Raw genomic sequence first — 23822 nt, forward strand, 5'->3', positions numbered from 1 at the left:
CGATGTGGATCCGTTCGACGATGGCGTACCGGGCCTCCTTCGTCATGACCACGGTCGGCAACTTCGCGGCGACGTCGCTGGACTTCGTCGCGATCCTGCTGATGTTCTCCCGCGTGGAGGCGCTCGGCGGTTATGCGCTGCCCGAGATCGCTTTCCTGTACGGCCTGTCCAGTGTCGCTTTCGGTCTTGCCGATCTGGCGATCGGGTCGATGGACCGGCTGGGGCGCCGGGTGCGTGACGGCACGCTGGACACGTTGCTGGTGCGGCCAGCGCCGGTGCTCGCGCAGGTCGCCGCGGACCGCTTCGGGCTGCGCCGCCTGGGCCGGGTCACCCAGGGGGCGCTGGTGCTCGGCTACGCGCTGGCGACGGTGGACATCGACTGGACGCCGCTGAAGGTGCTGCTGATGCCGGTGATGCTGCTCAGCGGGGCGGTGATCTTCTGTGCGGTGTTCGTCGGGGGCGCGGCCTTCCAGTTCGTGGCGCAGGACGCCTCCGAGGTGCAGAACGCGTTCACCTACGGCGGTACGACGCTGCTCCAGTATCCGCCGACCGTGTTCGGCAAGGAGCTGGTGCGCGGGGTGACGTTCGTGCTGCCGCTGGCCTTCGTCAACTGGCTGCCCGCGAGTTATGTGCTGGGGCGGCCGTATCCGCTGGACCTGCCGGCCTGGGTGGCGTTCTCGCCGCCGCTGGTGGCGGTGGGGTGCTGTGCGCTCGCGGGAGTGGCGTGGCGGGCGGGGCTGAAGTCGTATCGAAGCACAGGGAGTTAGACCGTTGACTGGTGGTGGCTTCATCGAACTCGACCGGGTCGAGAAGGTCTTCGACGTGCGGAAGAAGTCCGGTTTCCTCAGGTGGGAGCGGCGTCAGGTGCGGGCCGTCGACTCGCTGTCGTTCTCGGTGGCGCGCGGTGAGATGGTCGGCTACATCGGGCCGAACGGCGCCGGCAAGTCGACCACGATCAAAATGCTGACCGGCATCCTGACCCCGAGCGGCGGGCGGCTGCGGGTGGCCGGCATCGACCCTTCCCGTGAGCGGACGCGGCTCGCGCACCGCATAGGGGTGGTGTTCGGGCAGCGGACGACGCTGTGGTGGGACCTGCCGCTGATCGACTCGTACAAGCTGATGCACCGTATGTACCGGATCCCGGACGCCCGTTACCGGGCGAACCTCGAACAGTGCGTGGAACTGCTGCAGCTGGACGCCCTGTTGGATGTTCCGGTACGGCAGCTCTCCCTCGGTCAGCGGATGCGCGGCGACATCGCGGCCGCCCTGCTGCACGACCCCGAGGTGCTCTACCTGGACGAGCCGACCATCGGCCTGGACGTCATCTCCAAGGCCCGGGTGCGGGAGTTCCTGCGTGAGCTGAACAGCGAGCGCGGGACGACGGTGCTGCTGACCACGCACGACCTGCAGGACATCGAGCAGCTCTGCTCCCGGGTGATGGTCATCGACCACGGCCGTCTGATGTACGACGGTCCGCTGGCCGGTCTGCACGAGGCGGGGGAGAGCGAGCGGACCCTGGTCGTGGACCTGGAGCGCGAGCTGCCGCCGATCGACGCGCCGGCACCGGCCCGGGTGGTACGGGTGGAGGGGCCGCGGCAGTGGCTGGCCTTCCCGGCGGCGCAGTCCGCGGCGCCGCTGGTGGCGCGGATCGCCGCGGAGTATCCGCTGGTGGACCTGTCGGTGCGGGAGCCGGACATCGAGGCGGTGATCGCGCGCATGTACGCGGACCGGGCGACGGCGTAGGGCAGCGTGCAGGCGGCGGGGATGCGCTGAGCGCATAGTCTCCGGGCCGGGGAAAACGTACGCTGCTGTGCATGACCGACGATGCCCCGGAGCTGCGTGCCTCCGACGCCGATCGTGAACGGGTTGCCGAGGTCCTGCGGGACGCCCTCGCGGAGGGCCGGCTGGACATGACGGAGTTCGAGGAGCGGCTGGACGCGACGTACCAGGCACGGACGTACGGCGAGCTGGCGCCGATCACCCGCGACCTGCCGGTTGCCGGCGGCGCCCCGGCCCCCTCGGTCTCGCTGGTCAAGGAACCGGCCGGGAGCGGGAGTTGGGCGGAGCGGATCGTCGGCGGCGAGGGCACCTCGACGTGGGGTGTCGCCGTGATGTCGGGATTCCAGCGCAAGGGGCGCTGGACCGTGCCGAAGCGGTTCACCTGCTTCACCTTCTGGGGCGGCGGCGAGATCGATCTGCGTGAGGCGAACTTCGCCGACCGTGAGGTCGAGATCAACTGCATCGCGATCATGGGCGGGATGAACGTCGTCGTGCCGCCCGGCGTCGAGGTCGTGGTGCGCGGCATCGGGATCATGGGCGGCTTCGATCACCGCGAGGAGGGCGTGCCGGGCGACCCCGGCGCCCCGCGGGTGATCGTCTCCGGGTTCGCCTTCTGGGGTGGGGTCGGCGTGGAACGGAAGCTGACCCGGGCCGAGCGGAAGCGGCTGAAGGAGGAACGCCGGAAGGGGAAGCTGGAGCGCAAGGCGGCGATGCGGGATCTGCACGCGTCGTTCCACGAGGATGTCGCGCAGGCGCATCGCAAGATGGTCGAGGGTCATCGGGATTTCGTGCGCGGGCTGCACGAGGAGCGGCGCGAGCGGCGCGAGCGGCGCGAGGACTGAGCGGCGTAGCCGCGCCACCTCGTCAGTCCGCGGGCATTCGTGCCTCCCCCAGAGGGGGGACCCCCAGGGCGGCACGGGTGGGCGCGGGCGGCGCCCCGCCAACGCCGGGCTGCGCGACCCACCCCCCACCAGCACCAGTGGCGGCGGCACGACTGCCCGCGGGCTGACGGGGGCGTTACAGCTGCGCCGGCACCGACCCCTTCAGGTCCTCGAGGTCGAACTCCTCCGCCATCCGCGCATACCCCTTGTCGTTGGGGTGCAGATGATCGCCCGAGTCGTAGTCGGAGCGGAACCTGCGCGGGTTGTACGGATCCCGCAGCGCCTCGTCGAAGTCGACGACCGCGTCGAACACCCGCCCCGAGCGGATCTCGGCGTTGATCTCCTGCCGTATGGCTTCGCGGGCGTCGCTGTAGCCGCGGTGCCCCTGGAACGGCATCAGGGTCGCGCCGACGACCTTGATGCCGCCCGCGTGCGCCTGGCCGACCAGGGTGCGCAGGCCGTCGAGGATCTGGTCGGGGTCGGTCACCGGAGGATTGCGCAGGATGTCGTTGACGCCGAGGTCGATGACGACGACCTTGACGTTCGTACGGCCCAGGACGTCCCGGGAGAAACGGTTGAGCCCGCTGGGGTTGTCGGCGGGGCGGCCGTTGCCGCCGGTCAGGACGCGGTTGCCGCCGATGCCCTGGTTGACGATGCCGTAGCGGGGCACGTCCTGCCCGGCGTCGGCCGCCTCGCGCAGCCGCTGGGCGAGGACGTCGGTCCAGCGCCGGTTGGCGCCCACGGTCGAGGAGTGGCCCTCGGTGAGGGAGTCGCCGAAGGCGACCAGGGTGCCGTCGGACTCCCTGCTGAGCACGTCCAGCGCGGTCAGGTACCGCCAGGACTCGACCTGCTCGGTGTACGGGGCGCCGGTGACGTCCTCGGCGTAGTCGCCCTGTGCGGCGTAGGAGATCTGGCGCGCATGCGCGTGGACGGTGACCGGCCCGGGCTCGGCGGGGGAGTAGGTGGTGACCAGGACGTCGCTGTCGGGCGGGATGGTCAGGCGCGCGGCGTCGCTCACCATCTGCCGTCCGGCCGGGACGACGACCGTGGTGGTGCCGTTGAACGTCAGCCGCCGCATCGTGTCGGGCGCGGCGGCCGCGCTGTCGTCGGCGGCGGCGAGGGCGATCGTCGCGTGGGTGATGGTCAGCGGCTGCCGGCCGTACAGGTTGGACAGCGTGATCCGGGCACTCGTACCGCCGACACTCGTGTGTACGACGTTGCGCACCGAGCGGTCGGTCAGTCCGGCCGTCTCGGTGCCGGGTTCCGCGGCGGCGGGGGACGTCGACCAGGAGCCGACCCAGATGCCGGTGGAGGCCGGGGCGGCGGAGTTGTGGGGGCGGGGGCCTGCGACCGTGCGCTGGGCGGTGCCGTTGTCGGAGGCCACTCCGACGTAGATGGCGACCGACAGTCCCACGATCAGAGCGATGATCGCGCTGAGTAAGGCATAACCGTGATGACGCCTGGTCATGCGGTGCGTTTCTCCTCGGGCGAAATGGAGCCCGGGGCTCCGATGTTGATCATCCCATGATGCGGCATGGAGCTGCGGGAAGTTGACCGGGTCCCCCCTTCGGGCCACGAGAGTTCACCTGCGAACTTCCCCGCCCGGAAGGACGCCGGGAACTCTTCTTTCGTTCCAGGAGTCGGTCAGGAAGGGACAATGTTGCTGTGAGGGATCGTGAACGGGTGGAGCGGATGGACCGTACGAAACCGGAAGAACAAGGTGAAACCGGAGCAGCTGCCGTAGAGCAGCATGCCCGGCCAGACACCGCCGGTAACCGCGCCGGCGCTCGCGGCAGTGTTCCCGCCTCGGCGGTCCGCGCCATGACGACCTTCAGCGCCGCCGACGAGGAGAAGCAGCGCGGGGTGCGGCGGATGAAACTCACCGCGACCGGCCTGCTGCTGTTCGTGGCCGTGGTGTACGTCCTCGCCAAGTGGGCGTCGAACGCGGGCGCAGGCCCCTGGGCGGGCTATGTCGCGGCGGCGGCCGAGGCCGGCATGGTCGGCGCGCTCGCCGACTGGTTCGCGGTCACCGCCCTCTTCCGCCACCCGCTCGGCATCCCGATCCCGCACACCGCGATCATCCCCACCAAGAAGGACCAGCTGGGCGTCACGCTGGGCGACTTCGTCGGCGAGAACTTCCTCTCCGAGGCCGTCGTACGCCAGCGGCTGCGCGCCGTCGGCATCGGCAGCCGCCTCGGCGCCTGGCTCGCCGAGCCGCAGAACGCCGACCGGGTCACCGCCGAGCTGGCGACGGCCCTCAGAGGCGCCCTGACCGTGCTGCGCGACTCCGACGTCCAGGCCGTGGTCGGCGAGGCGATCACCCGGCGGGCCAACATCCAGGAGATCGCGCCCGGCATAGGCAAGATGCTGGAGAAGATCGTCCTCGACGGCGGCCACAAACGCGTCGTCGACCTCGTCGTCTCCCGTGCGCACGACTGGCTGGTGCTGCACGACGAGCAGGTCATGGACGCCGTGCAGGGCGGCGCGCCCGGCTGGACCCCGCGGTTCGTCGACAAGAAGGTCGGCGAGCGGGTCTACAAGGAGCTGCTGCGCTTCGTCACCGAGATGCGCGACATGCCCTCCCACCCGGCGCGCGGCACCCTCGACCGCTTCCTCACCGACTTCGCCTCCGACCTGCAGTCCGACACCGACACCCGCGCGCGCGTGGAGCGGCTCAAGGGCGAGGTGCTGGGCCGCGGCGAGGTGCAGGACCTGATCGCCTCCGCCTGGACGGCCGTACGCTCCATGATCGTGGCTGCGGCCGAGGACGAGCGCAGCGAGCTACGGCTGCGGGTGCGGGCCTCCCTGCTGTCGCTGGGCGCCCGGATGGCCACCGAACCCAAGGTCCAGGGCAAGGTCGACAGCTGGCTCGAGGGCGCCGCGGTACACGTCGTGACGACGTACCGCAAGGAGATCACCTCCCTGATCACGGACACCGTGGCCAGCTGGGACGCCGAGCACACCACAAAGAAGATCGAGGCCAACATCGGCCGCGACCTGCAGTTCATCCGCATCAACGGCACGGTGGTGGGCTCACTGGCAGGCTTGTTGATCTACACGGTGACGCACGCGCTGGGGGCGTAAGAGCTAGCTGCGGGCAGCCGTGCCGACGCAGCTACGGGCAGTCGTGCCGTCGTAGCTGCGGGCAGTCGTGCCTCCCCCAGTGCCTTAAGGGCCTGGGAGGTGCCCCCAGGGCGGCACGGGTGGGCGCAGCGGCACCCCGCCAGCGCGGGGCAGCGAACCCCACCCACCCGCACCGACACCGGGCACCTACCGAGCCCCGCCACCCGCACGCCCCCGGCGGCGCAGCAGCAACAGCCCACCCGCCAGAGCGGTGACACCAGTGGCGGCAACCCAACCCACAACGTCCCCAGAACCGGTAGCGGCAAGGTCACCGCTCGCAGCGGCCGACGCGGACGCGGCCCCGCCGGCCGGCGAAGGCTGCCCGGAAGGAGCCGAGGACGCCGCCTCGGACGCTGCACCGCCCGGCGTCGGTGTCGGCGTAGGCGTAGGCGAGGACGACGCCCCAACCTCCCCCCGATCCCGAGTGAACGCCAACGTCCCGAACCCCAACTGGTCGTACCCCCCACTGTTGGGCCCGTAGTCCCCACCACCCCCCTCAGGCGCAGCCTTGGCGGCAATCTGCGTGACGTACGACGCATCCAGCCCCCGCCGCTTGGTGTAGTGGTTGGCGATCATCGCCCAGATCGGACGCATCATCGCCGGATCAACGCCCGCAGCCTCACTCGCCGTCTCGGACCCGGACCACCCGTTGATCGCACCCTTCTTACGCGTGTTCGCGGTATACGGCACATCCCCGCCGAGACTCCACTTGGCCACATACTGCGCACCCTTGAGGAACCGGTTGTCGTCGTACCCGTACAGGTCGATCCCCTGGTTCCACGCCATCTCGCAGAACGTCCCCATCAGCCCGATCCCGAGCAGCGCATGCCCCTGGTCCCGTCCGGCCTCGAGCCACTCGGCGAGCCCGTCGTCGTGCACCACGGGGATGGCGTTCTTGATGGAGCCCAGGCCGGCGCCGTTCTTGAAGTACTCGACGGCCCGGTCGACCGCACCCCGGTCGTCGCAGAAGATCCCGGTGGCCAGGACGCAGGCCATCGCGGTGAGATCCCAGTTGGTCCAGTAGTTGGTGACGTAGGCGCCGTTGTGGTTGACGAGGAAGTCGTCACTGAGCGGGAGGAACACCTCCCGCATCATCTTCTGGAACCGCGCCAGCTCGAAGCCGTCGTGGTCGCGGACGAGTTCGGCGGCGTTGGCGAACTGGTAGCCGTAGATGCCGGCGGCGAGGAACCGGTCGGCGGAGCCTTCCACCGACGTCAGTTTCGCCGACCAGGCGTTGAGGATGGCGACCGCGGTGTCGGCGTGCGCGGTGTCGCCGGAGACGTGTGCGCGCAGGGCGTTCTGGTAGGCGGCGTGGATGTCGTTGTAGAGGATCGCGTAGTTCTGCGGGCTGCCCGCTCCTCGGTAGACGGTGGCCTGCGGGTTGGCCGTCCAGCCGCTCTGCGCATGCCGGTTGGCGGTCAGTTTGGCGAACCCGGCGGTGTAGGGCGCGGCGCCCGCCTTGACCTTCGCGGCCATACGGTCCAGGTCGGCGCGGGTGTGCAGGAGGCCCGGGTGGGCGAAGGCGGTGGGGGCGGCGGTTGCGGGGGCCGGTGCGAGGACCGTACTCATGCCGACGGCTCCGGCTGCGGCACCGGTTGCCTTGAGCATGGTCCGTCGGCTGATCTGTCGTGTCACGTCGTCGTACCTCAACGTCGTCGGTGGCGTGCTTGCGCGGGGACGGTGAGGAGACGTGCGGGGACGGCGGGCGATAACAAAAACTGAGGCGCCCGCCGGTCGGCGCGGTGGCCGCAGGGATCCAGGGCTCACGCCCGCCGGTCGGCGACCGCCCACGACGCGAGGGCGACCGCCTCGGCCACCCCGAACACGGCGGGCCAGGCGCCCACCTTCTTGGCCAGCGGATGGGACGCGCCGAAGGCGGTGACGTACGCGGCGGTCAGTGCCCCCGCGGCCTTCCCACCGGCCTGCTCCCGCCACTGCTGCGCGGCCGCGGCCCCCGCGACGGCCAGTACGGCCCCGCCGAGCTGCCGCTTCTTCGTCCAGCGGGCGACGCCGTACCCGCCGACGAGCCCGCTCGCGGCGACGAGTGCGCTGGGAACCCTGGCCATCCGTGCCTCCTGCGTACGAGGGTCTGCTGCACCGAGGCTACCGCTCACCTGCGCCGCAGCACCGAACCTGAGTCGGAGCTTGTCAAGTTTTATCCCCGGAGTTATATAAGAAGCCGTAGGGCATCGCACCCCAGCCCCTTCAGGAAAGGAGTGACCCGTGATGCTCATGCGTACAGACCCGTTCCGCGAATTCGACCGCCTCGCGCAGCAGGTCTTCGGCCCCACCCGCCCGGCCGTGATGCCGATGGACGCCTACCGGGCCGGGGACGACTTCCTCGTCCACTTCGACCTGCCCGGCATCGACCCCGAGACGATCGAGCTGGACGTCGAACGCAACGTCCTGAACGTCCGCGCCGAGCGCCGTTCCCCCGCCCCCGAGGGCGCGGAAATGATCGTCGCCGAGCGCCCCACGGGCAGCTTCACCCGTCAGCTCTTCCTCGGTGACACGCTCGACACGGACCGCATCGACGCCTCGTACGAAGCCGGCGTCCTGACCCTGCGGATCCCCGTGGCGGAGCAGGCGAAGCCGCGCCGTATCCAGATCACCGGCGGTGACAGCCGCAAGCAGATCAGCGGCTGACCGCAGCAGCCGACGCAGAGCGTCCCGCGGACCCCGTACGCCGTCCGCGGGACGCATCCCCTGTGCCCATCGGACCCGAGGAGGAGCCGCACGATGACCACGACGACGGTGCCGACCCCGACGACGCCCGCATCCGTCACCACCCCCCACCCCGCACCGGCACTGCGGCGCCACCCGGCGAGCGACGGCTGGACGGCCCTGGTCGAGGCGGTACGGGAGGCGGGCCAGTACACGACGAGCGCGGAAGCCGAACGCATCACCCGCATCGTCCTCTCCGCCCTGGGCGGCCACGTCACGGGCGAGGAACGAGTGGCCCTGGCCCGAGCCCTCCCGGAAGAGGCGGCCGGCGTCATCACCTCCCAGATCCCGGCGACCCGACCTCTGACGGCGGCGGAGTTCGTCGACTCGGTGGCAGCCCGCATCGAGGGCGCCACCCCGGCCACGGCCCGCTGGGACGTGAGCTCGGTCCTCAGCGTCCTGCCACCCCTGACCGGCGACCCACTGACCGACCGCATCCTGAAGCAACTCCCTCCGGGCTACGCCCTGTTGTTCGGCCGGGCGGACCTGGGCCCGAAGGGCTGACGAACAGGAAAGAACCCCTCGCCCCCGCCCTGACTCGGCGGGGGCGGCCAGACCATCGGGATCCGCACGGACGGGGCGCGGTCGCGCCTGCTCAGTACTGCGAGTGGTCGGCTCCCGTTCCCCTGAACAAGCTTCCCGCCGCCACCTGCGGGATTCTGGAATCAGGATGCGGATCGTCTGTGTCGTGCTCGTTCTGGCCGCCGCGAACCTGATCAACAACTGGCTCGCCCGCGGCCCCGTTGCGTACGTCCTCACCTGTGTGGCCGCGACGGCCGTCCTCCTGCTGATCGCCCGCTGGGACGGTCTCACCCCGGCCGATCTCGGGATCGACGCGGCGGGGCTGCGCCGGGGACTGTGGTGGGCGCCCGTCCTGGCCGCTGCCGTCCTCGTCGTCCTTCTCCTCCTCCTCGCCGTTCCGGCCGGCCGAGAGGCGTTCCGGGACTCCAGGGCCGCCGACCTGTCCGTCGGGCAGCTGCTGTCGCGCGTGCTGGTACGCGTACCGATCGGCACCGTACTGCTGGAGGAGACCGCCTTCCGCGGTGTGCTGTGGGCCATGATCCGGCGCCGACGCGGCACGGCATGGGCCACCGCAGCCTCGTCCCTGCTCTTCGGCCTGTGGCACCTGCTGCCCTCCCGCGGCCTCAACCGCTCCAACTCCGCCGTGGGAACAGCCTTCGGAACCGGCTCGGCAAGCGTGGCACCGACCGTGGCGGCGGCCGTCGTCGCCATGGTCGCCGCCGGCGCGGTCCTGTGCGAGCTGCGCCGCCGCTCCGGCAGCCTGCTCGCACCCGCGGCCCTGCACTGGTCGATCAACGGCTTCGGCTACGCCCTGGCCTGGGCGGCGCCCCGCTGGTGGCCTCCCGCCTGAACCAGGGGCACGGACCCGGCCTGGATGTTCGGGATGGACCATCCCGCGATGCTGCGCCGCCGTTACGCACTTTCGGGTGCTGGGGCGGACGGTTGCCGGTCGGCGTGCCGGGACGGTGGTGGCGGGGTTGGCCAGTGCCTGCAGCGGGTTGCAGGTCGGCGGGCCATCAACTCGGGTCATTTGCTACATAAATGGACATTGAAGGCGAGAGTAACGGTAATGTGAGTAATTCGTAACACGGTGCGCGTATCTCGCTCGCGTTCTGCAGTTGCGGCCAAGGTGTGGGTGCGCGGCCGGCCGGCCGCCATCCGTACACCGCACCATCACTTCCGCTTCCAGCCCCACTGGCGGGCTGAACAGCGGAACGGTGCCCGCACTTGCAGGAGGCCTTCGTGTCTTCTTCCCTTGTGACCACCCGTCATCTGTCCGCCGCCGTCCTCGCGGCCGCCACGGTCCTCGGCGCCGGGGCGCTGCCGGCGTCGGCCGCCGACCACCCTCGCTGGGACCGTGCGAAGGTGGGGATCTCGGCCGTGCAGTACGACTCCCCGGGCCGTGACGACTGGTCCAACCGCTCACTGAACAGGGAGTGGGTGGAGATCACCAACAACAGCCGTCGCGAGGTCGACCTGGACGGCTGGACCCTTCAGGACGAGGACGGCAACACCTACGTCTTCGACGGCTACCGCCTCGAGGGCCGCTCGACGGTGCGTATCCACACCGGCGTCGGCCGCGACACCGAGACGGACCTCTTCCAGGACCGCCGCCGCGAGGTCTGGGACAACCGCTCCGACACCGCGACCCTGCGCGATGACCGCGGCCGCTTCGTGGACGACCGCGCGTGGGGCGACGACCGCGACCGTCACCACGGCGGCGACCACCGTGACCGTCACTACCACGACGGCGACCACCGCGACCGTCACCACGACGGTGGCGGCCACCACCGTCGGTAGGGCAGCCGGGCAACTGACACCCATGATGTAGGCGACGGGGCAGGCCGCAAGATTCGGTCTGCCCCGTCGGTGCGTGAGCCAGATCGAGGTGCTCACCACCGCCTTGGGCGGGGGCGCACCACCATACGAAGTGGGAGCCAACGGCTGCGTCGAGGTCGCCGACGGCTACCCCGGCGTAATCCCCGTCCGCGACAGCAGGGCCCCCACTGCCCGCCCGCTGATCTTCTCGGTGGTCTCCTGGTCGACCTTCGTTGAGCGGGTCAAGGCCGAGGTCGGCTTGAACACCTGAGGGTGAAGCCCGTGGGAAACCGGGGCGCAGCAAGTTATAGCGCGGCTATGGTGGCGTTATGGCAGAGACCACAACCATCCAGGTGTCCCGGCAGGTCCGCGACCATCTCGCCCAGGTCGCCAAGGAGCGGGGGATGACCCTCGGGCAGCTCGTCGAGCAACTGGCTTCGGAGCAGCCCACGGCGGAGCAGATCGACGAGCGGGTGGCGGCTGACCGGCAGGTTGTCCGTGACGTGATCGGCGTCGACATCAGCGACGAGGAGTTCGACCGGGCGCCCGACGTGCTTGGCAACATCTACAAGGTCGCTGCCGAGAAGATTCGCAGGGCGCGGGACGCAGCTGCATGATCATTCTGGACACCAGCGCCACCCGTGCCCTCGCGGACGGGCACAAAACATTGAATCTGCTCGCGGGAAACATGGCGCGTACCCCGGGCGACCTCCTCCGGATTCCCGCCCTCTGCCTCATGCGGGCGGAGTCGGAGGACGCTGAGGCCGCGCGGCGGGTGCTTGCGTTCTCCTCAGTCGTCGTCGACGACTTGAACACGGTCGCATCGGTCACCGTCGGCACCATGATCCGGGACGGCTACGGCGGCCCCGATACCTGCCACGCCCTCTACTGCGCACTGCCGCGCCCCGAGTTCACTGGGATGTCGATCCTGCTCACGGACCGGGAACAGGACTATCCGCCCGGCGTGGTCACCGTCGGCATCGACTCCCCCGGCATGCTCGGCTTCCACTGACCCGTACCGCCATCCGATCGGTGTGGGATGCGTGAGCCGCGATGGCGCCAACAGCGTCGACGTATGGGAAACCGTCAGGAAGCGCTGGGATACGGCTTGCCTGTCAAGCCGCCCAGCCAGGGCCCCCGGAGATGCTCGGAACGGAGTTCGGCCCCGGTGATCGCCTGGGCCGCCAGCAGCCCCAGCGCCCCCTCGCTCGGCGCGGCCGGTACCGGGTTCTCTGGCGTCGCGTAGCCATCCGGGAAGCCGGCGCCCCGCAGCGCCCGGCGGGTCTCCTCGCCGAAGTGGCCCCAACGGCGGTTGGTGAGGGCCTCCATGCCGCCCACCCGCCGGCCGTGTTCCCGGAACAGCACCTGCACCTTGTTCGGATCGGACGTGATCGTGCAGGCCGGAGCCAGAGGAGTGGCCAGCGCTTCGAGGACGTCCGGATGCGTGCCGACCCACCCGGTCTGTGCCTCGCTCTCGACGACGATCGACCACTCGTCGTCCAGGGCGGCGGCCGCGAGCAGCACCGGCGGTCCCGCGAACGGAGACCGCTGGGCGAACGCCGCCAGACCCTCCGGCAGCGGCGCGGCGTCCGTGACGCCCATGGCGGTGAGGCAGAAGGAGGGCGAGCGGGGTGCGAGCGTCAGGGCCCAGCCTTCGCCCCACACGCTGGTCAGGTCGAGCGGTTGTGCGTGCATACGTTGGTCTCCCTGGCACGGGGGCCGCCCCGCGGAGCTCCGCGGAGTCTGGCAGGACGGCCCCCGGCGTTCGGCTATTCGACGATCTCGACCCAGAACCGGTCGTTGCTGCCCTCCGGATACGGAAGGCTCGCGTCCCAGGCCAGAATACGGTCCGCGTTGTAGTAGGCGATCAGCTTGCCGCCCGCGGAGGCGTTGTCGGTGATGGGTACCGCCTGTACGGAGAAGTCCCACTCCGCGCTGCCGGCGCCTTCCAGCGTGGAGGCGAAGGGGTACTCGTCGCACTGCTGCGTCGAGGTGTCCGGCCGAGGGTCGAGGCCGAGACCCGTGTACTGCGAGGCATAGGGGCCGGTGCCGTAGCAGGCGCCGTCCTTGTGGTCGCGGTTCTTCTGGTAGTCCTCGGCGTTCAGGGTCGAGTGGATGCGGTGCAGGCCGTAGTGCACCGGCTGTCCCCCGATGGCCTGGCCGGGGATGTCCTTGTCACGCTCCGCGTCCTCCGCGGCCGGCAGGCGCGGGTAGGTGTACTCCGGGCGCGTCTGGGCGCCCAGGATGTGCTGGGCCACCGCGGCCTCGGTGCCGCTCAGGCTGTACGTCAGGATCGGCGTCGCGCCCGGGAACACACACCCGTGGGAGCGGTCGGCACCGAACGGGCCGGTGATGTACGTGGCCGAGTCGCAGCGGATCACCTGCACCGGGGAGTTGCCGGGCTCGTCTGTGCTGAACTCGTCCGACTCGGTGAAGTACTCGACCTGCCAGAAGCTCGGCAGGACCTTGTCCCGGCCGTATCCGGCGGTCGCGGAGTTGCTGATGTCCCAGTAGGCCCAGCTGGGGTTGTTGTTCCAGTTGTCCCAGGTCAGGGTCGCTGGGCTGCGGGAGGCGCCACAGTCGAGCTGGTCCGGGGTGCAGGTGCCGAACAGCGACAGGGGGACGCCGGGCGCGGTCCAGATGTTGTCCCACCAGCCCCAGTCGTACGACACGGAGCCCTGCTTGATCTGCGAGAACAGACGCATGCTGCGCTGGTCCTCAAGACCCTGGGCGACGATCTCCAGCGTGGCCGTCGTCGTACCGAGGTGGTCCACGGGGTTGCCCGCCGCGTCCTTCTCCCAGTAGTCGGCCGTGATCGGCACGCGCTGGCAGAACGTGAACCGGTCGTAGATGCGCCCACCGTCGGAGGAGGCCGCGTCGGTCATGCACGCGTCGTACAGGGCCTGCGACGGCGTTTCACCGATCGTCGTGCCCGTGGCCATGGTCGTGAAGCTGCCGTCCGCAGTCGCCGCGGTGGTCGTGGCCGACGTCCGCGCACCCTGCTGCTGCCGCTGATACGCATCCACCGTGCTCTTCATCGGCGCCGTCCTGCGCCGTACGTCTCGCTCCATGAATTCGGTCGCCTCGGCGAACGTCATGGTCGCGTCGCCCTTGGACGGCTTCGCGGCGGGGCGCCGCTCCGTCTGGAACGGGGTCGCCGGCTTAGGCAGGGGCTTGCCGGACCGCTCGGCGGCCTTGCCGCGCTCGCGCAGCTTCTTCAACTGCGCGGTGGAGATGCCTACTTCGAGTTCTACGGGCTTCAGCGAGTAGTTCGAGTAGGTCGGCAGCGCGGACGCGCTGCCCGTCCCGTCCTGCTCGGCGGCGGCGGCGAACTGCGGGCTGAGCAGTGTCAGACCGAGTGCAATGGCCGCCGCACGGCGGGATATTCGGGCGATTCTGTGACTGTGCACTATGCCTCTCAGAGGTAGTGGAGCCTCCGCCGCGGAACGCGGGGCGGAGTTGATCACAGAACCTAAAGATCATTTACGGGGGAGATGGTTGCGGGCTGTGGATCACCTGTGGGTTCCCTGTGTCGATCTTGGACTCGACCCTTGACTCGATCGGGTCGCGCAGTCCCATTGGCCGGGCAAACGCACCTGGGCGGCCCGTGTTCGCCGAAGTACCTGTCGGTCACGACGGGTCGACGGCCGACGGGGATCACGCCCCGGCGCACGTCGGATCCGCAGGGCCGGCGGACGTGTCGCGCAATCGGCTTCGAAGGAGACATCACCCTCGCCCTCGGCTATGGCCAGGACGAAGTCCCACCCCTGGACACGATCGAGCGCCTCGCCGCAGTCCTTGTCGAGAGCCGACGTGCGAACTTGTTCGAGATCGAACTCGCCCGATCCATTGACGCCTCTCCGTCCTCACCCCTACCTTCTGACCGAATTCACGAACATTGTTCGCAATATCGAACAACTTGCTTCTGAAGGGAACTGCCGTGCCCGCACCCGCCCGTGGTCATCCGCTGGGCAGCGAGCCAGTCCATCCCCGCTTCATGGTTCGCGGTTCGCAATTCCGGGGTGAAAGGGATGCCTGACTCGCGACAGCCCGTCTCCGGTCGCCGCTACGCCCGAAGGAACTCCGGCTCCTCGGCCGTTGACCGGCAGGACACGATGCTCCGCATCCCGCGGTAGCCGGTCCGTGCCGCCGGCGCAGAGACCGAGCTTCACCCGCGACCCCACTCTCATCCAGTCGTCACACTTGTAGAGAGACAGGAGATGCAATGCCCACGGTTCTCTCCCGGCTCGCGACGATATTGGTCAGCGCCTGCCTACTCTTCACATCCCAAGTCGTGACCGCACCTCAGCGGGCTGCCGCCGCCGACCCGGGCTACCTGATGACGCACTTCATCGGGGAGGGGGCGACCGGTCAGCAGATCTACTTCTCGCACAGCACGGACGGCCTGAACTGGACCGACCTCAACGGTGGAGGGATGACCCTGCGCTCCACGGTGGGTACGAAGGGGGTGCGCGACCCCGCCCTGGTCCGCGCCCCGGGCGGTGACAAGTACTGGATCATCGCGACCGACCTGTGCATCGGCTGCGGACAGTCGTGGGACGACGCCGTGAACAACGGCAGCCGTAACCTCGTGGTGTGGGAGTCCACGGACCTGGTCACCTGGTCGGCACCGAGGCTCCTCAACGTCGCCGGCGCGATCCCCGACGGGCGCAACGCGTGGGCGCCCGAGGCGATCTGGAACCCGGAGACCAACGACTACGTCCTGTACTGGGCGACGAACGCGACGCGGAACGGCGTACTCAAGCACCGCATCTACTACGCCCGCACCACGGACTTCCGCACCATCACCACCCCGCAGGTCTACATCGATCGCGCCGGCACCCAGGGCATCATCGACACCCAGATCGTTCCGGTGCCGTCAGGTGTCGGCGACTACCGCTATGTGCGTGCCTCCGGCGACGGCCAGATCACGCTCGAAGGCAGCAACTCGATCCTCGGAACGTGGACCGACCTCGGCAACCTCTCCGGCATCGGCCTGACCGGCTCTCAGGTCGAGGGCCCGATGTGGATGAAGTTCAGGGACCGCAACGAGTGGGCCCTGTACCTCGACCAGTACGCTTCCGGACGCGGTTACATGCCGGTCCTGACGACCAACCCGTCCACCTCCGGCACCTACCGGCTCCCGGCGTCGGGCAGCTACAACATGGGCGGCACCAAGAAGCGCCACGGCTCGATCCTCAACCTCACGGCCGCTGAGGAGAGCCGCGTCCTCGCACGCTGGCCCAACACGGCGATCAACCGGCTCCAGTCGTTCAACTACCAGGACCGCTACGTACGGCACGCCAACCTCGACGTACGCATCGACCCGAACGTCAGCCCCGCCGCCGACGCCCAGTTCCGGCTGAGGCCCGGCCTGGCAGGCTCCGGCACCGTCTCCTTCGAGTCAGTGAACTTCCCCGGGTACTTCCTGCGGCACTCCAACTTCGACTTCCAGCTCGCCTACAACGACGGCACCACCCAGTTCGCCCAGGACGCCACCTTCTGCCAGGTCGCCGGGCTCGCCGACTCGGCATGGTCGTCGTTCCAGTCGTACAACCACCCGGACCGGTACATCCGGCACTACGCCTTCCAACTGCGGCTCGACCCGATCACCACCGCGACGGGGCGCAGCGACGCCACCTTCCGTGTGACGAGCTGACCCGACAGGGGCGTCGGCGCCACCGCCACCCTCCTCGCGGTCATGGCAGTAAACCTCAATGGCCTGGCTGTGATCTCCAGGAATGTATGCCTAATAAGCATCGTGGGTTGGTCGTCAGGGCGGAAGCGTTCTCGCCTGGCGAGATGGATGGTTGGCCTTGACCATCCCGGTTCGGTGAGGTGACGCAGGTCCCGGGACGCATGACGCGACCCCTGATGATCAAGGTGTCTGAGGTCATCGTGAGGCTTGCGTGCTGTCGCGCACGATGATCTTGCCGGTGTTCTGGCCGCGCAGCATTCCCAGGAACGCATCCACGATCCGCTCGAACCCGTCAACCACCGTCTCGTCCAGAGCGAGCCGGCCACTCTGCAGATGCGGTACGGCGAACTCGTACAACTCCTCCTGCACATCACGGTAGTTGCTGACCAGGAACCCCTCCATGCGGATGCTCTTCTCCACGATGTCCGCGTAGTCGAAGCGCGGCGGCGGTGCGTCAGGGGTGTTGTACTGGCTGATCGTGCCGATGCGGACGATGCGCCCGAACTCACGCAACGCACCCACCGCCGCGGCCAGTTGCTCGCCGCCGACGTTGTCGACGAACACGTCGATGCCGTCCGGTGCGACCTTGCCGAGCAGGTCGGCGGCGGGCCCGTCGTGGTAGTCGAAGACGGCGTCGTAGCCGACCTCCCGCGTGAGATGGCCGGCCTTCGCTGCCGAGCCGGCGCTGCCCACGAGCCGTCCGGCGCCGAGCAGCCGGGCGAACCGCCCGGTCGCCGTGCCGACCCCGCCCGCTGCGGCCGACACGAACAGGTCCTCGCCCTCCTGGAGCCGGGCGATGCGGGTCAGACCGACATAGGCGGTCAGGCCGGTGCCGCCGAGGATGCCCAGGTACGCGGTCAGGGGCACCCCGTCGAAGCGGGGCAGCTGCCGGACCTCCTCGGGCGTGACAACCGCGTGCGTGCGCCAGCCCTGCCGGTGGAACACGATCTCACCCTCGGCCAGCCGAGGCGTGCGCGAGGCGATAACCCGCCCGATGGTGCGGCCCTCCAGCGGTGCGTCGAGCGCGAAGCCGCCGGGCACGTCGTCCATCATCTCGCGGTGATAGGGGTCGACGGACCAGTAGAGGTTCTCCACAAGAGCACTGCCGACCACGGGCTCGGGAACCGTGGACTCGACGAAGGCGAAATGCCCGGCGGTGGAAAAGCCGTGCGGGCGGGCGGTCTGGTGCACGGTGAGCGCGGTCTCGTTCATGACCGGACCGTAGGGCGGGAATGCGCCTGGTGGGCAGCCGGTTGGGCTCATGCGACACCCCGTTCCATGAGCAGTTCTCATACGTTGAGGTGAGCGCCCCGTGGCCCGCACGATCGACTCCGATCTCGCCCCCACGAACTGCGCGTCCTGGTGGCGGTCGCGGACACCGGCGGCTTCTCGGCCGCGGCCGAGAGGCTCGGTCTGACTCAGTCCGCGGTCTCCCACTCGGTTCGCGGCAGCGAGCGCAAGATCGGTGCCGTGCTCTTCGAACGCGGCCGCACCGGCGCCCGTCCCACCCCGGCCGGAGAGAAGGCCGTGGCGCACGCCCGCCGCATCCTGCGCCTGCTGGACGTCCTGACCGCTGAGGCGCGCGGTGCGGCCCGGTCCGACACTGCGGAGGGGCCGCTGCGGATCGCGGCTTTCCGCAGCGCGGCTCTCCATCTGCTGCCGCCCGTCCTGCAGCGGCTGCGCGCCCGGCATCCCGCGATCGAGCCGCGGGTGCGGATCGTACGCGAGGTGGGGCGCGGCACCGCGGGCGAAGTGGCCGACGGGAAAGCCGACATAGCCATCGCCACGCTGGGCGGCTCCGTGCCGCTTCCATCAGGGCTGGTCGCGAGCGGACTCTTCGAGGAGCCGTACGCCCTGGTGCACGCGGCGGGTCACGCCGCCCCGCGTTCGCTGCCGCTGGTCGACTGGGCCGAAAACTGTGGCTCGTACACCCGCGACTGGTGGGCTGCACAGGACTGGATCCCGAAAGCGACCGTCGAGGCCGAGGACGACGGAGCGGTGCTCTCCTTGGTGAGCGGAGGCCACGGAATGGCGATCATGCCCGCGCTCTCCTTGGCCGGAGCACCGAACTCGATCGGCATCACCGATCTCGGCCCTCAGCGCCCCACACGCCAGATCGGCTACGTCACCACCTCCGAACTGGCCGGATCCGCCGTCGTACGCGCCTTGGTGAGGGAACTGCGGGCCACGGTGCCCCAGGAGATGAGCGTTCTCAGCCGCGAGGCTTGACCAGGTCGAGTGCGTGACCCGGGTGTGACCGGCAGTGGTCGACGCGCGTGAAGACGGCAAGCCGGTGTTCTACGCCTTGCCATCCTCTCCCCGCAGGGACGACAGGACCAGGCGCCCATACCGTGTGGTGAGGGCCGCGGCTGTGGCGGCGACCGACAGGGTGAGCGCGATGAGCAGGTGTGCCACAGAGTGGTCGTCGAGCACCTGCAGGATGCTGAGGGCCGTACCGAGTGGCAGGCCGAGAATGGTGAGGACGCCCAGGGCTCCGCTGATCTGCTGGCTTTCCTGGGTCTGTACAAGCCTGCTGTAGTCGGCCGCTTCAGCAAGGATTCCGTCGAATCGTGCTGGTAGCCGGTGCTGGTTCTGGAAGGCGAGCAGCAGATCGTTCGCCGCGCCGTGTGCTGTGAGGTGCTGTCGCCAGTAGGTGCTGCGAAAGACAGCGATGTTCCTCTCCAGTGTGGCGACCCGGTGTGCCAGCCGTGAGGAGTTGAATACCTCGGAGATCTCGTCGGTGAGCTCGTCGATGTGGTCGCGCTGGAGCGAACCGAGGAGCAGGGCGTCGAGATAGACGGTACGGGAGTGCAGCGCGCCGAATTCGAAGAAGTCGCCCTCACCGGTGTCGGCCCGGTGACCGAGGAAGGCAGCCCCTTGACGGAGCACCAGGGCGCTCCAGTCCGCCGAGATCCTTACGGTGTCCTTGAGCTGTTCGTCGGCGGTCTCCGGAGGCAGGGGGAAGTCCTCCGGTGTGGAGCGTGAGGCCAGTTGCCACAGCCAGCGGTCCGCGGTGGCGGGAAGTGCGCCTTCTGGGCCGGAGCGGAGGGTGGGGGACTGCTGCGCCGTAGGGGTCATGAAGGCGATGCTGTAAGGACGGTCTATGGCGAACGGTGCGTCGGGGGCACGAACGTCGGCGATGCCGGCGAGAAGCCCAGCCGGGTCGAAGGGCCCGGTGAGCGGCTCACCGGCGGGATACAGCCGCCGTCCAGCCAGGGCCCGCAGTACTGGCAGCAGCGGTCTTTGCACACTGAAGTGCAGGACAGCGAGGGCGTGTTCGGGGTTGCGAGCGGTGGCCGCGCGGAGAAGTTCCATGCCGAGCAGGTGAAGCCCGTCATGCTTGATGTCCGTCGGCAGGTGCCAGCGACGCGGACGTCCGGGGGCCCCGTACAGCGCGCGTGCGGAGGCGGGGGCGAAGTAGGTGGAGCGGGTCTGCGCGTCGGTGCGGCGGTTGCCCAGCTCGAAGGGGAAGGGACCTTCGGGCCAGTTGGGGGGGCGTAGCAGCCGCACGGGCAGGACGACGGTCAGTTCCTGGCGTGCCCCTGTGACGTTTTCGAGGGGCGGAGCCCCGTAGGTGGTCACCGGTAGTACTCGGCTGGGTCGGGCTGGTCGAGGCGAATGACGAACTCCGCCCGGTCGGGGCTTGCCGCGCTGACATGAAAGCGGACGCGTTCACCCGTGCGGATGGTCCGGAATCCCTCGGTCACGATCTGCCGGTAGTCGAAGCTGTAGTACCGCTCGTCCTCGTCGTCCCGGACGATGTAGGAGCCGAGCGCACCGCTCGGCCCTCCGCCACTCGGGCGCCTGTCGACGATGGTTCCGTGGCGCGGACCGCCGCCGCTCATGCCGTCGCCTCCTCTGTCCCGGACGTATCGATGTCCTGCACGCAACGGAAGCCGACCGCGTTGCTTCCGCCGCGCTTGCGGTAGATGCCCTTGCTGCTGGTCTGCACCGCACGCATCGGGTTGTCGTAGCTGCCACCGCAGATGACGGCCTCGCCGGGGTCGTCCAGGCTGGTGGAGGTCCATTCCCAGCAGTTGCCCACCATGTCGAGGACACCGAACGGGGAGCGGTTTCCCGGGCGTTCGTCGAAGGGTGTCGCCCCGGCTCGCCGAACGGCGTCGCCTGCGAAATCCCGGTACCACGCCTGATACGTCACGACAGGCCGGCCGACCCATGTGTCGGCGCAGTTGACACGGGTGCTGTCGGGGGAGTCGCCCCAGGGAAACAGGCGCCCGTCGGAGCCACGCGCGGCGGCCTCCCATTCGAGGGAGGTCGGCAGACGTTTGCCCTCGAACGCGGCGAAGGCGTATGCGCTCCACCAGTTGACGCAGATGGCGGGGTGGGCGTCGTAGCGCGGATTCTCGTAGTAGTCGGGCCGCTTCAGACGGTCGGTCCAGGGGCGGTGTGTGACGCCGGCCGGCTGGGCGGGGTGGTCCCACTGCGAGGTGCCGTCCGCGTCGAGGGCGTCGAGGAAGCGGCGGTAGCGTGCGACGGTCACGGCGTGGCGGTCGAAGCGTACGGAACGCTCGACGCGGCGGATCAGCAGCCGCTCGGCCGGCCCGACCAGGTATGCCCCGGCGGGCAGCACGCAGTCGTCAGTCTCCGGACTGCCGGGCATTCCGGCGAGGAAGGCCCGCACCTGCTCGGTGAGAAAGGCGCCGCCGGGAAGGTCCGCTGCCTGGTCCCGGTTCGCCCGCTCGGCCAGAAACCTGGCAGCCAGGAGTTCCTGGTACGCGGTGTGTACGAAGGCGACGTGATCGGGCCCCGCGGGCCGCAGCAGGGGAGCGAGGACACAGGCGTCGAGATCCAGGCGTCCGCCCTTGAAGGCGTCGGCACCCAACTGCCGATGTATGTCGAGGAGGGAGAACACCGTGCGGTCGGTGAGAAATGCATGCCCGAACACGGCGGGCAGCCGTGGCTCCAGATCGGGCTGCCCAACCTCGGCCAGCGTCCGCGCGAGGTGAGCGCCGAGGATGTCCGCGAGTGGCTTCCCCGCAGGAAGGTCCAGCGCAGTGGTGAGGCGCGTCTCCAGCGGGGTTGCCTCCGGTTCGGCCAGGCGTACGACATGGAAGTGCGGCACGCGGGACGGGTCGACGCCGTTCGCGTACATCTGCTCGACCAGTTGCTCGGAGCGGCCCGCGCCGCTGTCCAGCAGCTGACGTACCTGGGGCGAGTCCGCGAGGAAGGACACCCGTGAACTCATGACCACCGCCGATTCGGCGGACAGGACGGCCGCGAGGTCGGTGAAGAGCCGCAGGAAACCGGCAGCGCTTGGTTCCTCGACGCCCTCGTCGACGGCATCGAGCACGCACAGCGCCGTCCCCGAACGGATCAGGTAGAGGAAGAGTTCGTAGGCGCGCGAGCGGTCCGACGTCATGGCCGGCGCGAGGAGGCGGGCCGCGTACTCGGAGAACGGTTCGTCCTTCGGTTTGAGACCGAGATCGAAGTAGAAGCGGAAGCGGCGGATCTCCGGGTTGACGGCCAGCGAGCGCAGGAGCGTGCTCTTGCCGCTCCCCGGACGGCCGGTGACCAGGACGTTCGCACTGCCGCGCGCCAGGCGGGTCAGGAGCTCCGCCGCGTCGCCGGACTGCTCCATCTTCGACTCGCCGGTGCGGGGATCGGTGGTCAGCGCCGCCGCGGCGAGAGCGGCCCGCGGCTCCGGCGGGTTGTCGGCGGAGGCGAGCTCGGCGAGGTGGGTGTCGAGATTGACGATGGTGTCGACGAAGCCGTCGTACCGCACGATCCGGAGGTCCAGACCCAGCATCTGATGGAGGGCGCCGGGGGCCGCACCGCCGTCGTCGTCCAGGACGACGAAGCGGGTGAGCTTGGGCAGCCGGGTGCGTAGTAGCTCTCCATCGCTCGAGGCAAGGACGGTACTCAGATCGTCGGCATCGCGGGAGAGCATCAGCTCCACGTACTCCAGCCGCATCCCCGACTCACGGCAGAACAGCTGGTACACGGTGTCCGGGCTGAGGACGAACCGCTTGGCCTGCCGGTATCCAAGGGTCACGTACAGCCCGGCAAGGAACTCACAGCGGCGCGCCACCTCGGGCGCCATGTCGGGCTCGCCGCCCAGAAGTGCCGCACTCCCGGTGTCGGTGAACCAGACCAGCACGTCGACGAGCCTGCGGACCGCCAACAGCCCGTCCTCGTCACTGATGTCGTACCCGTCGTGCGTGGAGCGGTTGCGGAGGCGACGAATGTCGTCGAGCGCATCCAGAACCGTGCTGCTGCGAATGTACGGACGGCAGCGCTTGACCAGGTCGTTCAGGGCTTTCGTCGACGGGTCGCCCTCGACGCCGTGGTGGCGCCATAACTCCTTGAGGAGCTTCTCGGTCAGTTTCCCGACCAACGCCACTGCGTTCTCGGGATAGCCGTCATTGAGGGACCGTAACGGCCGCTCCAGATCAAGCCCCAGTCGATCAGCGATCCGCGAGTGGTCGTCGAGTTCACTCCGCAGGCGCCGCAGCCGCTCGTCGACCATGGTGCTCATGCGGACTCCCCACGTCGCCGACCGAGGACGAACGCGAACCGGTCGGGAAACACCAGCACGGGCTCCGGATGAGCGACGCGCATCTCATCGATGCCCTTCTCGATCTCGCTGTCGCTGAAGGTGGAGAGCAGGGACATGTAGCGGGCGCGGACCATGCCGAAGTACTTGTCCCGGTCGATGCGCAGCTCATGCTCGACGTAGCTGAGACCGGCTTCCAGCCCGGCCGCGCCCAGATGTCCCTCAACAACGGCAGGGTCCGGCTGCAGCTCCTCGAAGCGCTCAAGGGCCGCCTCGAACAGGGGGTACTGGATGCTGGCCGGAAGCATCACCACCAGCAGCCGGCCCCCGGGCGCCAGCCGATCGGCCAGGCCGCGAAGCGTGTGTGCCGGATCGGCTACGTGGTGCACGGACTCTTTCAGCCACATCGCGTCGAGCTGCTCGTACGGCAGACGAGTACGCCCTTCGGCGATGTCCTCAGCGGAGGCAACGATCGGCGTCAGATCGCCCGGAGGCGGCGTACCGAGCTGGCTGAGCATCGCCTCGGACGGATCGACGCACAGAATGGGTTGGCGGGGTTGGAGCTGCTTGGCCACTTCCCTGGCAAACAGACCCGTCCCGGAACCGATGTCGGCGATCCGGTCCGTGGGGGCGAGCCGCAGTGCCTCGGCGATCCGGCCGGACATCCAGGGAATGTAGTCCGGACCGTAGACCCAGTGCTCGTCGTACTCGGCGGCCAACTCCTCGTAGTGCCCTCGCACGTCGCGCCCCTCCACGATCCCCC

23 protein-coding genes are annotated in these 23822 nt (G+C 69.3%); 13 read left to right on the forward strand and 10 right to left on the reverse strand.

All coding sequences use genetic code 11. From position 1 onward, the window contains the following. The first annotated feature begins 2 nt into the window (after positions 1–2). From ACFV7R_RS32690 to ACFV7R_RS32700, 3 genes are all read left to right on the forward strand, one after another. Positions 3–767 carry an ABC transporter permease gene (locus tag ACFV7R_RS32690; protein ID WP_385269978.1) on the forward strand — a complete coding sequence of 255 codons (765 nt, stop codon included), beginning with the start codon at positions 3–5 and terminating at the stop codon, positions 765–767. A gap of 4 nt (positions 768–771) precedes the next feature. Beyond that, positions 772–1743 carry an ATP-binding cassette domain-containing protein gene (locus tag ACFV7R_RS32695; RefSeq protein ID WP_385269894.1) on the forward strand — a complete coding sequence of 324 codons (972 nt, stop codon included), beginning with the start codon at positions 772–774 and terminating at the stop codon, positions 1741–1743. A gap of 71 nt (positions 1744–1814) precedes the next feature. Then, a complete protein-coding gene (locus ACFV7R_RS32700; RefSeq protein WP_385269896.1) occupies positions 1815–2621 on the forward strand; it encodes a DUF1707 domain-containing protein in 807 nt (268 codons plus the stop codon). Positions 2622–2796: 175 nt separating this feature from the next. Here the strand turns inward: ACFV7R_RS32700 and ACFV7R_RS32705 are convergent, their stop codons facing one another. Beyond that, positions 2797–4128, reverse strand: a complete 1332-nt coding sequence (locus ACFV7R_RS32705; protein ID WP_385269898.1) for an SGNH/GDSL hydrolase family protein — start codon at positions 4126–4128, stop codon at positions 2797–2799. Between the two features lie 224 nt (positions 4129–4352). On the opposite strand from ACFV7R_RS32705, the gene ACFV7R_RS32710 reads away from it, so the two are divergent. After that, positions 4353–5744, forward strand: a complete 1392-nt coding sequence (locus ACFV7R_RS32710; protein WP_385269980.1) for a DUF445 domain-containing protein — start codon at positions 4353–4355, stop codon at positions 5742–5744. Positions 5745–5930: 186 nt separating this feature from the next. Here ACFV7R_RS32710 and ACFV7R_RS32715 read toward each other — a convergent pair whose 3' ends face one another. Beyond that, positions 5931–7391 (reverse strand): alginate lyase family protein, encoded by a 1461-nt coding sequence (locus ACFV7R_RS32715; RefSeq protein ID WP_385269982.1) that lies wholly within the window; start codon positions 7389–7391, stop codon positions 5931–5933. Positions 7392–7546: 155 nt separating this feature from the next. After that, positions 7547–7849 carry a hypothetical protein gene (locus ACFV7R_RS32720; RefSeq protein ID WP_385269900.1) on the reverse strand — a complete coding sequence of 101 codons (303 nt, stop codon included), beginning with the start codon at positions 7847–7849 and terminating at the stop codon, positions 7547–7549. A 160-nt stretch (positions 7850–8009) separates the two neighbouring features. Here ACFV7R_RS32720 and ACFV7R_RS32725 point away from each other — a divergent pair, with 160 nt between their 5' ends. The 7 genes from ACFV7R_RS32725 to ACFV7R_RS32755 all read left to right on the forward strand — a co-directional run bounded on the left by ACFV7R_RS32725 (position 8010) and on the right by ACFV7R_RS32755 (position 11859). Continuing rightward, positions 8010–8429: an Hsp20/alpha crystallin family protein gene (locus tag ACFV7R_RS32725; protein ID WP_385269902.1), complete on the forward strand. Its 420-nt coding sequence runs from the start codon at positions 8010–8012 to the stop codon at positions 8427–8429. A gap of 93 nt (positions 8430–8522) precedes the next feature. Next, positions 8523–9011, forward strand: coding sequence for a DUF2267 domain-containing protein (locus ACFV7R_RS32730; protein WP_385269904.1), 489 nt, complete (start codon positions 8523–8525; stop codon positions 9009–9011). A 184-nt stretch (positions 9012–9195) separates the two neighbouring features. Then, positions 9196–9879 (forward strand): CPBP family intramembrane glutamic endopeptidase, encoded by a 684-nt coding sequence (locus ACFV7R_RS32735; RefSeq protein WP_385269906.1) that lies wholly within the window; start codon positions 9196–9198, stop codon positions 9877–9879. A 392-nt stretch (positions 9880–10271) separates the two neighbouring features. Further along, the gene (locus ACFV7R_RS32740) at positions 10272–10829 is read left to right on the forward strand and encodes a lamin tail domain-containing protein (RefSeq protein ID WP_385269908.1); all 558 of its coding nucleotides are present in this window, start codon (positions 10272–10274) and stop codon (positions 10827–10829) included. A gap of 73 nt (positions 10830–10902) precedes the next feature. Beyond that, positions 10903–11118: a DUF397 domain-containing protein gene (locus tag ACFV7R_RS32745; RefSeq protein WP_385269910.1), complete on the forward strand. Its 216-nt coding sequence runs from the start codon at positions 10903–10905 to the stop codon at positions 11116–11118. 58 nt (positions 11119–11176) lie between these two features. Next, positions 11177–11464, forward strand: a complete 288-nt coding sequence (locus ACFV7R_RS32750) for a hypothetical protein (RefSeq protein ID WP_385269912.1) — start codon at positions 11177–11179, stop codon at positions 11462–11464. Beyond that, positions 11461–11859, forward strand: coding sequence for a hypothetical protein (locus ACFV7R_RS32755; RefSeq protein WP_385269914.1), 399 nt, complete (start codon positions 11461–11463; stop codon positions 11857–11859). Before ACFV7R_RS32750 ends, ACFV7R_RS32755 begins: the two co-directional genes overlap by 4 nt. A 74-nt stretch (positions 11860–11933) precedes the next feature. Here ACFV7R_RS32755 and ACFV7R_RS32760 read toward each other — a convergent pair whose 3' ends face one another. Both ACFV7R_RS32760 and ACFV7R_RS32765 read right to left on the reverse strand, forming a co-directional pair. Further along, on the reverse strand, positions 11934–12542 hold the full coding sequence (locus ACFV7R_RS32760; protein ID WP_385269916.1) for a hypothetical protein: 609 nt from the start codon (positions 12540–12542) through the stop codon (positions 11934–11936). 74 nt (positions 12543–12616) lie between these two features. After that, entirely contained in the window at positions 12617–14257 is a 1641-nt protein-coding gene (locus ACFV7R_RS32765) for a NucA/NucB deoxyribonuclease domain-containing protein (RefSeq protein ID WP_385269917.1), read from the reverse strand. Positions 14258–15072: 815 nt separating this feature from the next. Between ACFV7R_RS32765 and ACFV7R_RS32770 the strand changes: the two genes are divergently transcribed. Beyond that, the gene (locus ACFV7R_RS32770) at positions 15073–16506 is read left to right on the forward strand and encodes a glycoside hydrolase family 43 protein (RefSeq protein WP_385269919.1); all 1434 of its coding nucleotides are present in this window, start codon (positions 15073–15075) and stop codon (positions 16504–16506) included. A 234-nt stretch (positions 16507–16740) separates the two neighbouring features. Here ACFV7R_RS32770 and ACFV7R_RS32775 read toward each other — a convergent pair whose 3' ends face one another. Further along, complete coding sequence (locus ACFV7R_RS32775; RefSeq protein ID WP_385269921.1) at positions 16741–17757, reverse strand: NADP-dependent oxidoreductase; 1017 nt, start codon at positions 17755–17757, stop codon at positions 16741–16743. A gap of 150 nt (positions 17758–17907) precedes the next feature. Here ACFV7R_RS32775 and ACFV7R_RS32780 point away from each other — a divergent pair, with 150 nt between their 5' ends. Continuing rightward, a complete protein-coding gene (locus tag ACFV7R_RS32780; RefSeq protein WP_385269923.1) occupies positions 17908–18774 on the forward strand; it encodes a LysR family transcriptional regulator in 867 nt (288 codons plus the stop codon). Between the two features lie 69 nt (positions 18775–18843). On the opposite strand, the gene ACFV7R_RS32785 is transcribed toward ACFV7R_RS32780, so the two are convergent. From ACFV7R_RS32785 to ACFV7R_RS32800, 4 genes are read right to left on the reverse strand one after another with little or no spacing between them, the layout of a single operon-like run. After that, positions 18844–20127, reverse strand: coding sequence for a hypothetical protein (locus ACFV7R_RS32785; protein WP_385269925.1), 1284 nt, complete (start codon positions 20125–20127; stop codon positions 18844–18846). Further along, entirely contained in the window at positions 20124–20390 is a 267-nt protein-coding gene (locus ACFV7R_RS32790) for a hypothetical protein (RefSeq protein WP_385269927.1), read from the reverse strand. The genes ACFV7R_RS32785 and ACFV7R_RS32790 overlap by 4 nt, the downstream gene beginning before the upstream one ends. Further along, entirely contained in the window at positions 20387–23041 is a 2655-nt protein-coding gene (locus ACFV7R_RS32795; RefSeq protein ID WP_385269929.1) for an SUMF1/EgtB/PvdO family nonheme iron enzyme, read from the reverse strand. Before ACFV7R_RS32795 ends, ACFV7R_RS32790 begins: the two co-directional genes overlap by 4 nt. Then, on the reverse strand, positions 23038–23778 hold the full coding sequence (locus ACFV7R_RS32800) for a class I SAM-dependent methyltransferase (RefSeq protein ID WP_385269931.1): 741 nt from the start codon (positions 23776–23778) through the stop codon (positions 23038–23040). The genes ACFV7R_RS32795 and ACFV7R_RS32800 overlap by 4 nt, the downstream gene beginning before the upstream one ends. Positions 23779–23822 lie beyond the last annotated feature (44 nt).

This window comes from Streptomyces sp. NPDC059866, assembly GCF_042731325.1.
In the GTDB taxonomy this organism is placed as follows: Bacteria; Actinomycetota; Actinomycetes; order Streptomycetales; family Streptomycetaceae; genus Streptomyces; species Streptomyces flavusporus.

Bases quoted from the DNA above. Each gene is read 5' to 3' on its own strand.
- ACFV7R_RS32770 (WP_385269919.1), top strand. From the start codon at position 15,073: ATGCCCACGGTTCTCTCCCGGCTCGCGACGATATTGGTCAGCGCCTGC.
- ACFV7R_RS32755 (WP_385269914.1), top strand. From the start codon at position 11,461: ATGATCATTCTGGACACCAGCGCCACCCGTGCCCTCGCGGACGGGCAC.
- ACFV7R_RS32725 (WP_385269902.1), top strand. From the start codon at position 8,010: ATGCTCATGCGTACAGACCCGTTCCGCGAATTCGACCGCCTCGCGCAG.
- ACFV7R_RS32730 (WP_385269904.1), top strand. From the start codon at position 8,523: ATGACCACGACGACGGTGCCGACCCCGACGACGCCCGCATCCGTCACC.
- ACFV7R_RS32710 (WP_385269980.1), top strand. From the start codon at position 4,353: ATGGACCGTACGAAACCGGAAGAACAAGGTGAAACCGGAGCAGCTGCC.
- ACFV7R_RS32700 (WP_385269896.1), top strand. From the start codon at position 1,815: ATGACCGACGATGCCCCGGAGCTGCGTGCCTCCGACGCCGATCGTGAA.
- ACFV7R_RS32790 (WP_385269927.1), bottom strand. From the start codon at position 20,390: ATGAGCGGCGGCGGTCCGCGCCACGGAACCATCGTCGACAGGCGCCCG.
- ACFV7R_RS32795 (WP_385269929.1), bottom strand. From the start codon at position 23,041: ATGAGCACCATGGTCGACGAGCGGCTGCGGCGCCTGCGGAGTGAACTC.
- ACFV7R_RS32715 (WP_385269982.1), bottom strand. From the start codon at position 7,391: ATGCTCAAGGCAACCGGTGCCGCAGCCGGAGCCGTCGGCATGAGTACG.
- ACFV7R_RS32760 (WP_385269916.1), bottom strand. From the start codon at position 12,542: ATGCACGCACAACCGCTCGACCTGACCAGCGTGTGGGGCGAAGGCTGG.
- ACFV7R_RS32705 (WP_385269898.1), bottom strand. From the start codon at position 4,128: ATGACCAGGCGTCATCACGGTTATGCCTTACTCAGCGCGATCATCGCT.
- ACFV7R_RS32750 (WP_385269912.1), top strand. From the start codon at position 11,177: ATGGCAGAGACCACAACCATCCAGGTGTCCCGGCAGGTCCGCGACCAT.
- ACFV7R_RS32720 (WP_385269900.1), bottom strand. From the start codon at position 7,849: ATGGCCAGGGTTCCCAGCGCACTCGTCGCCGCGAGCGGGCTCGTCGGC.
- ACFV7R_RS32690 (WP_385269978.1), top strand. From the start codon at position 3: ATGTGGATCCGTTCGACGATGGCGTACCGGGCCTCCTTCGTCATGACC.
- ACFV7R_RS32775 (WP_385269921.1), bottom strand. From the start codon at position 17,757: ATGAACGAGACCGCGCTCACCGTGCACCAGACCGCCCGCCCGCACGGC.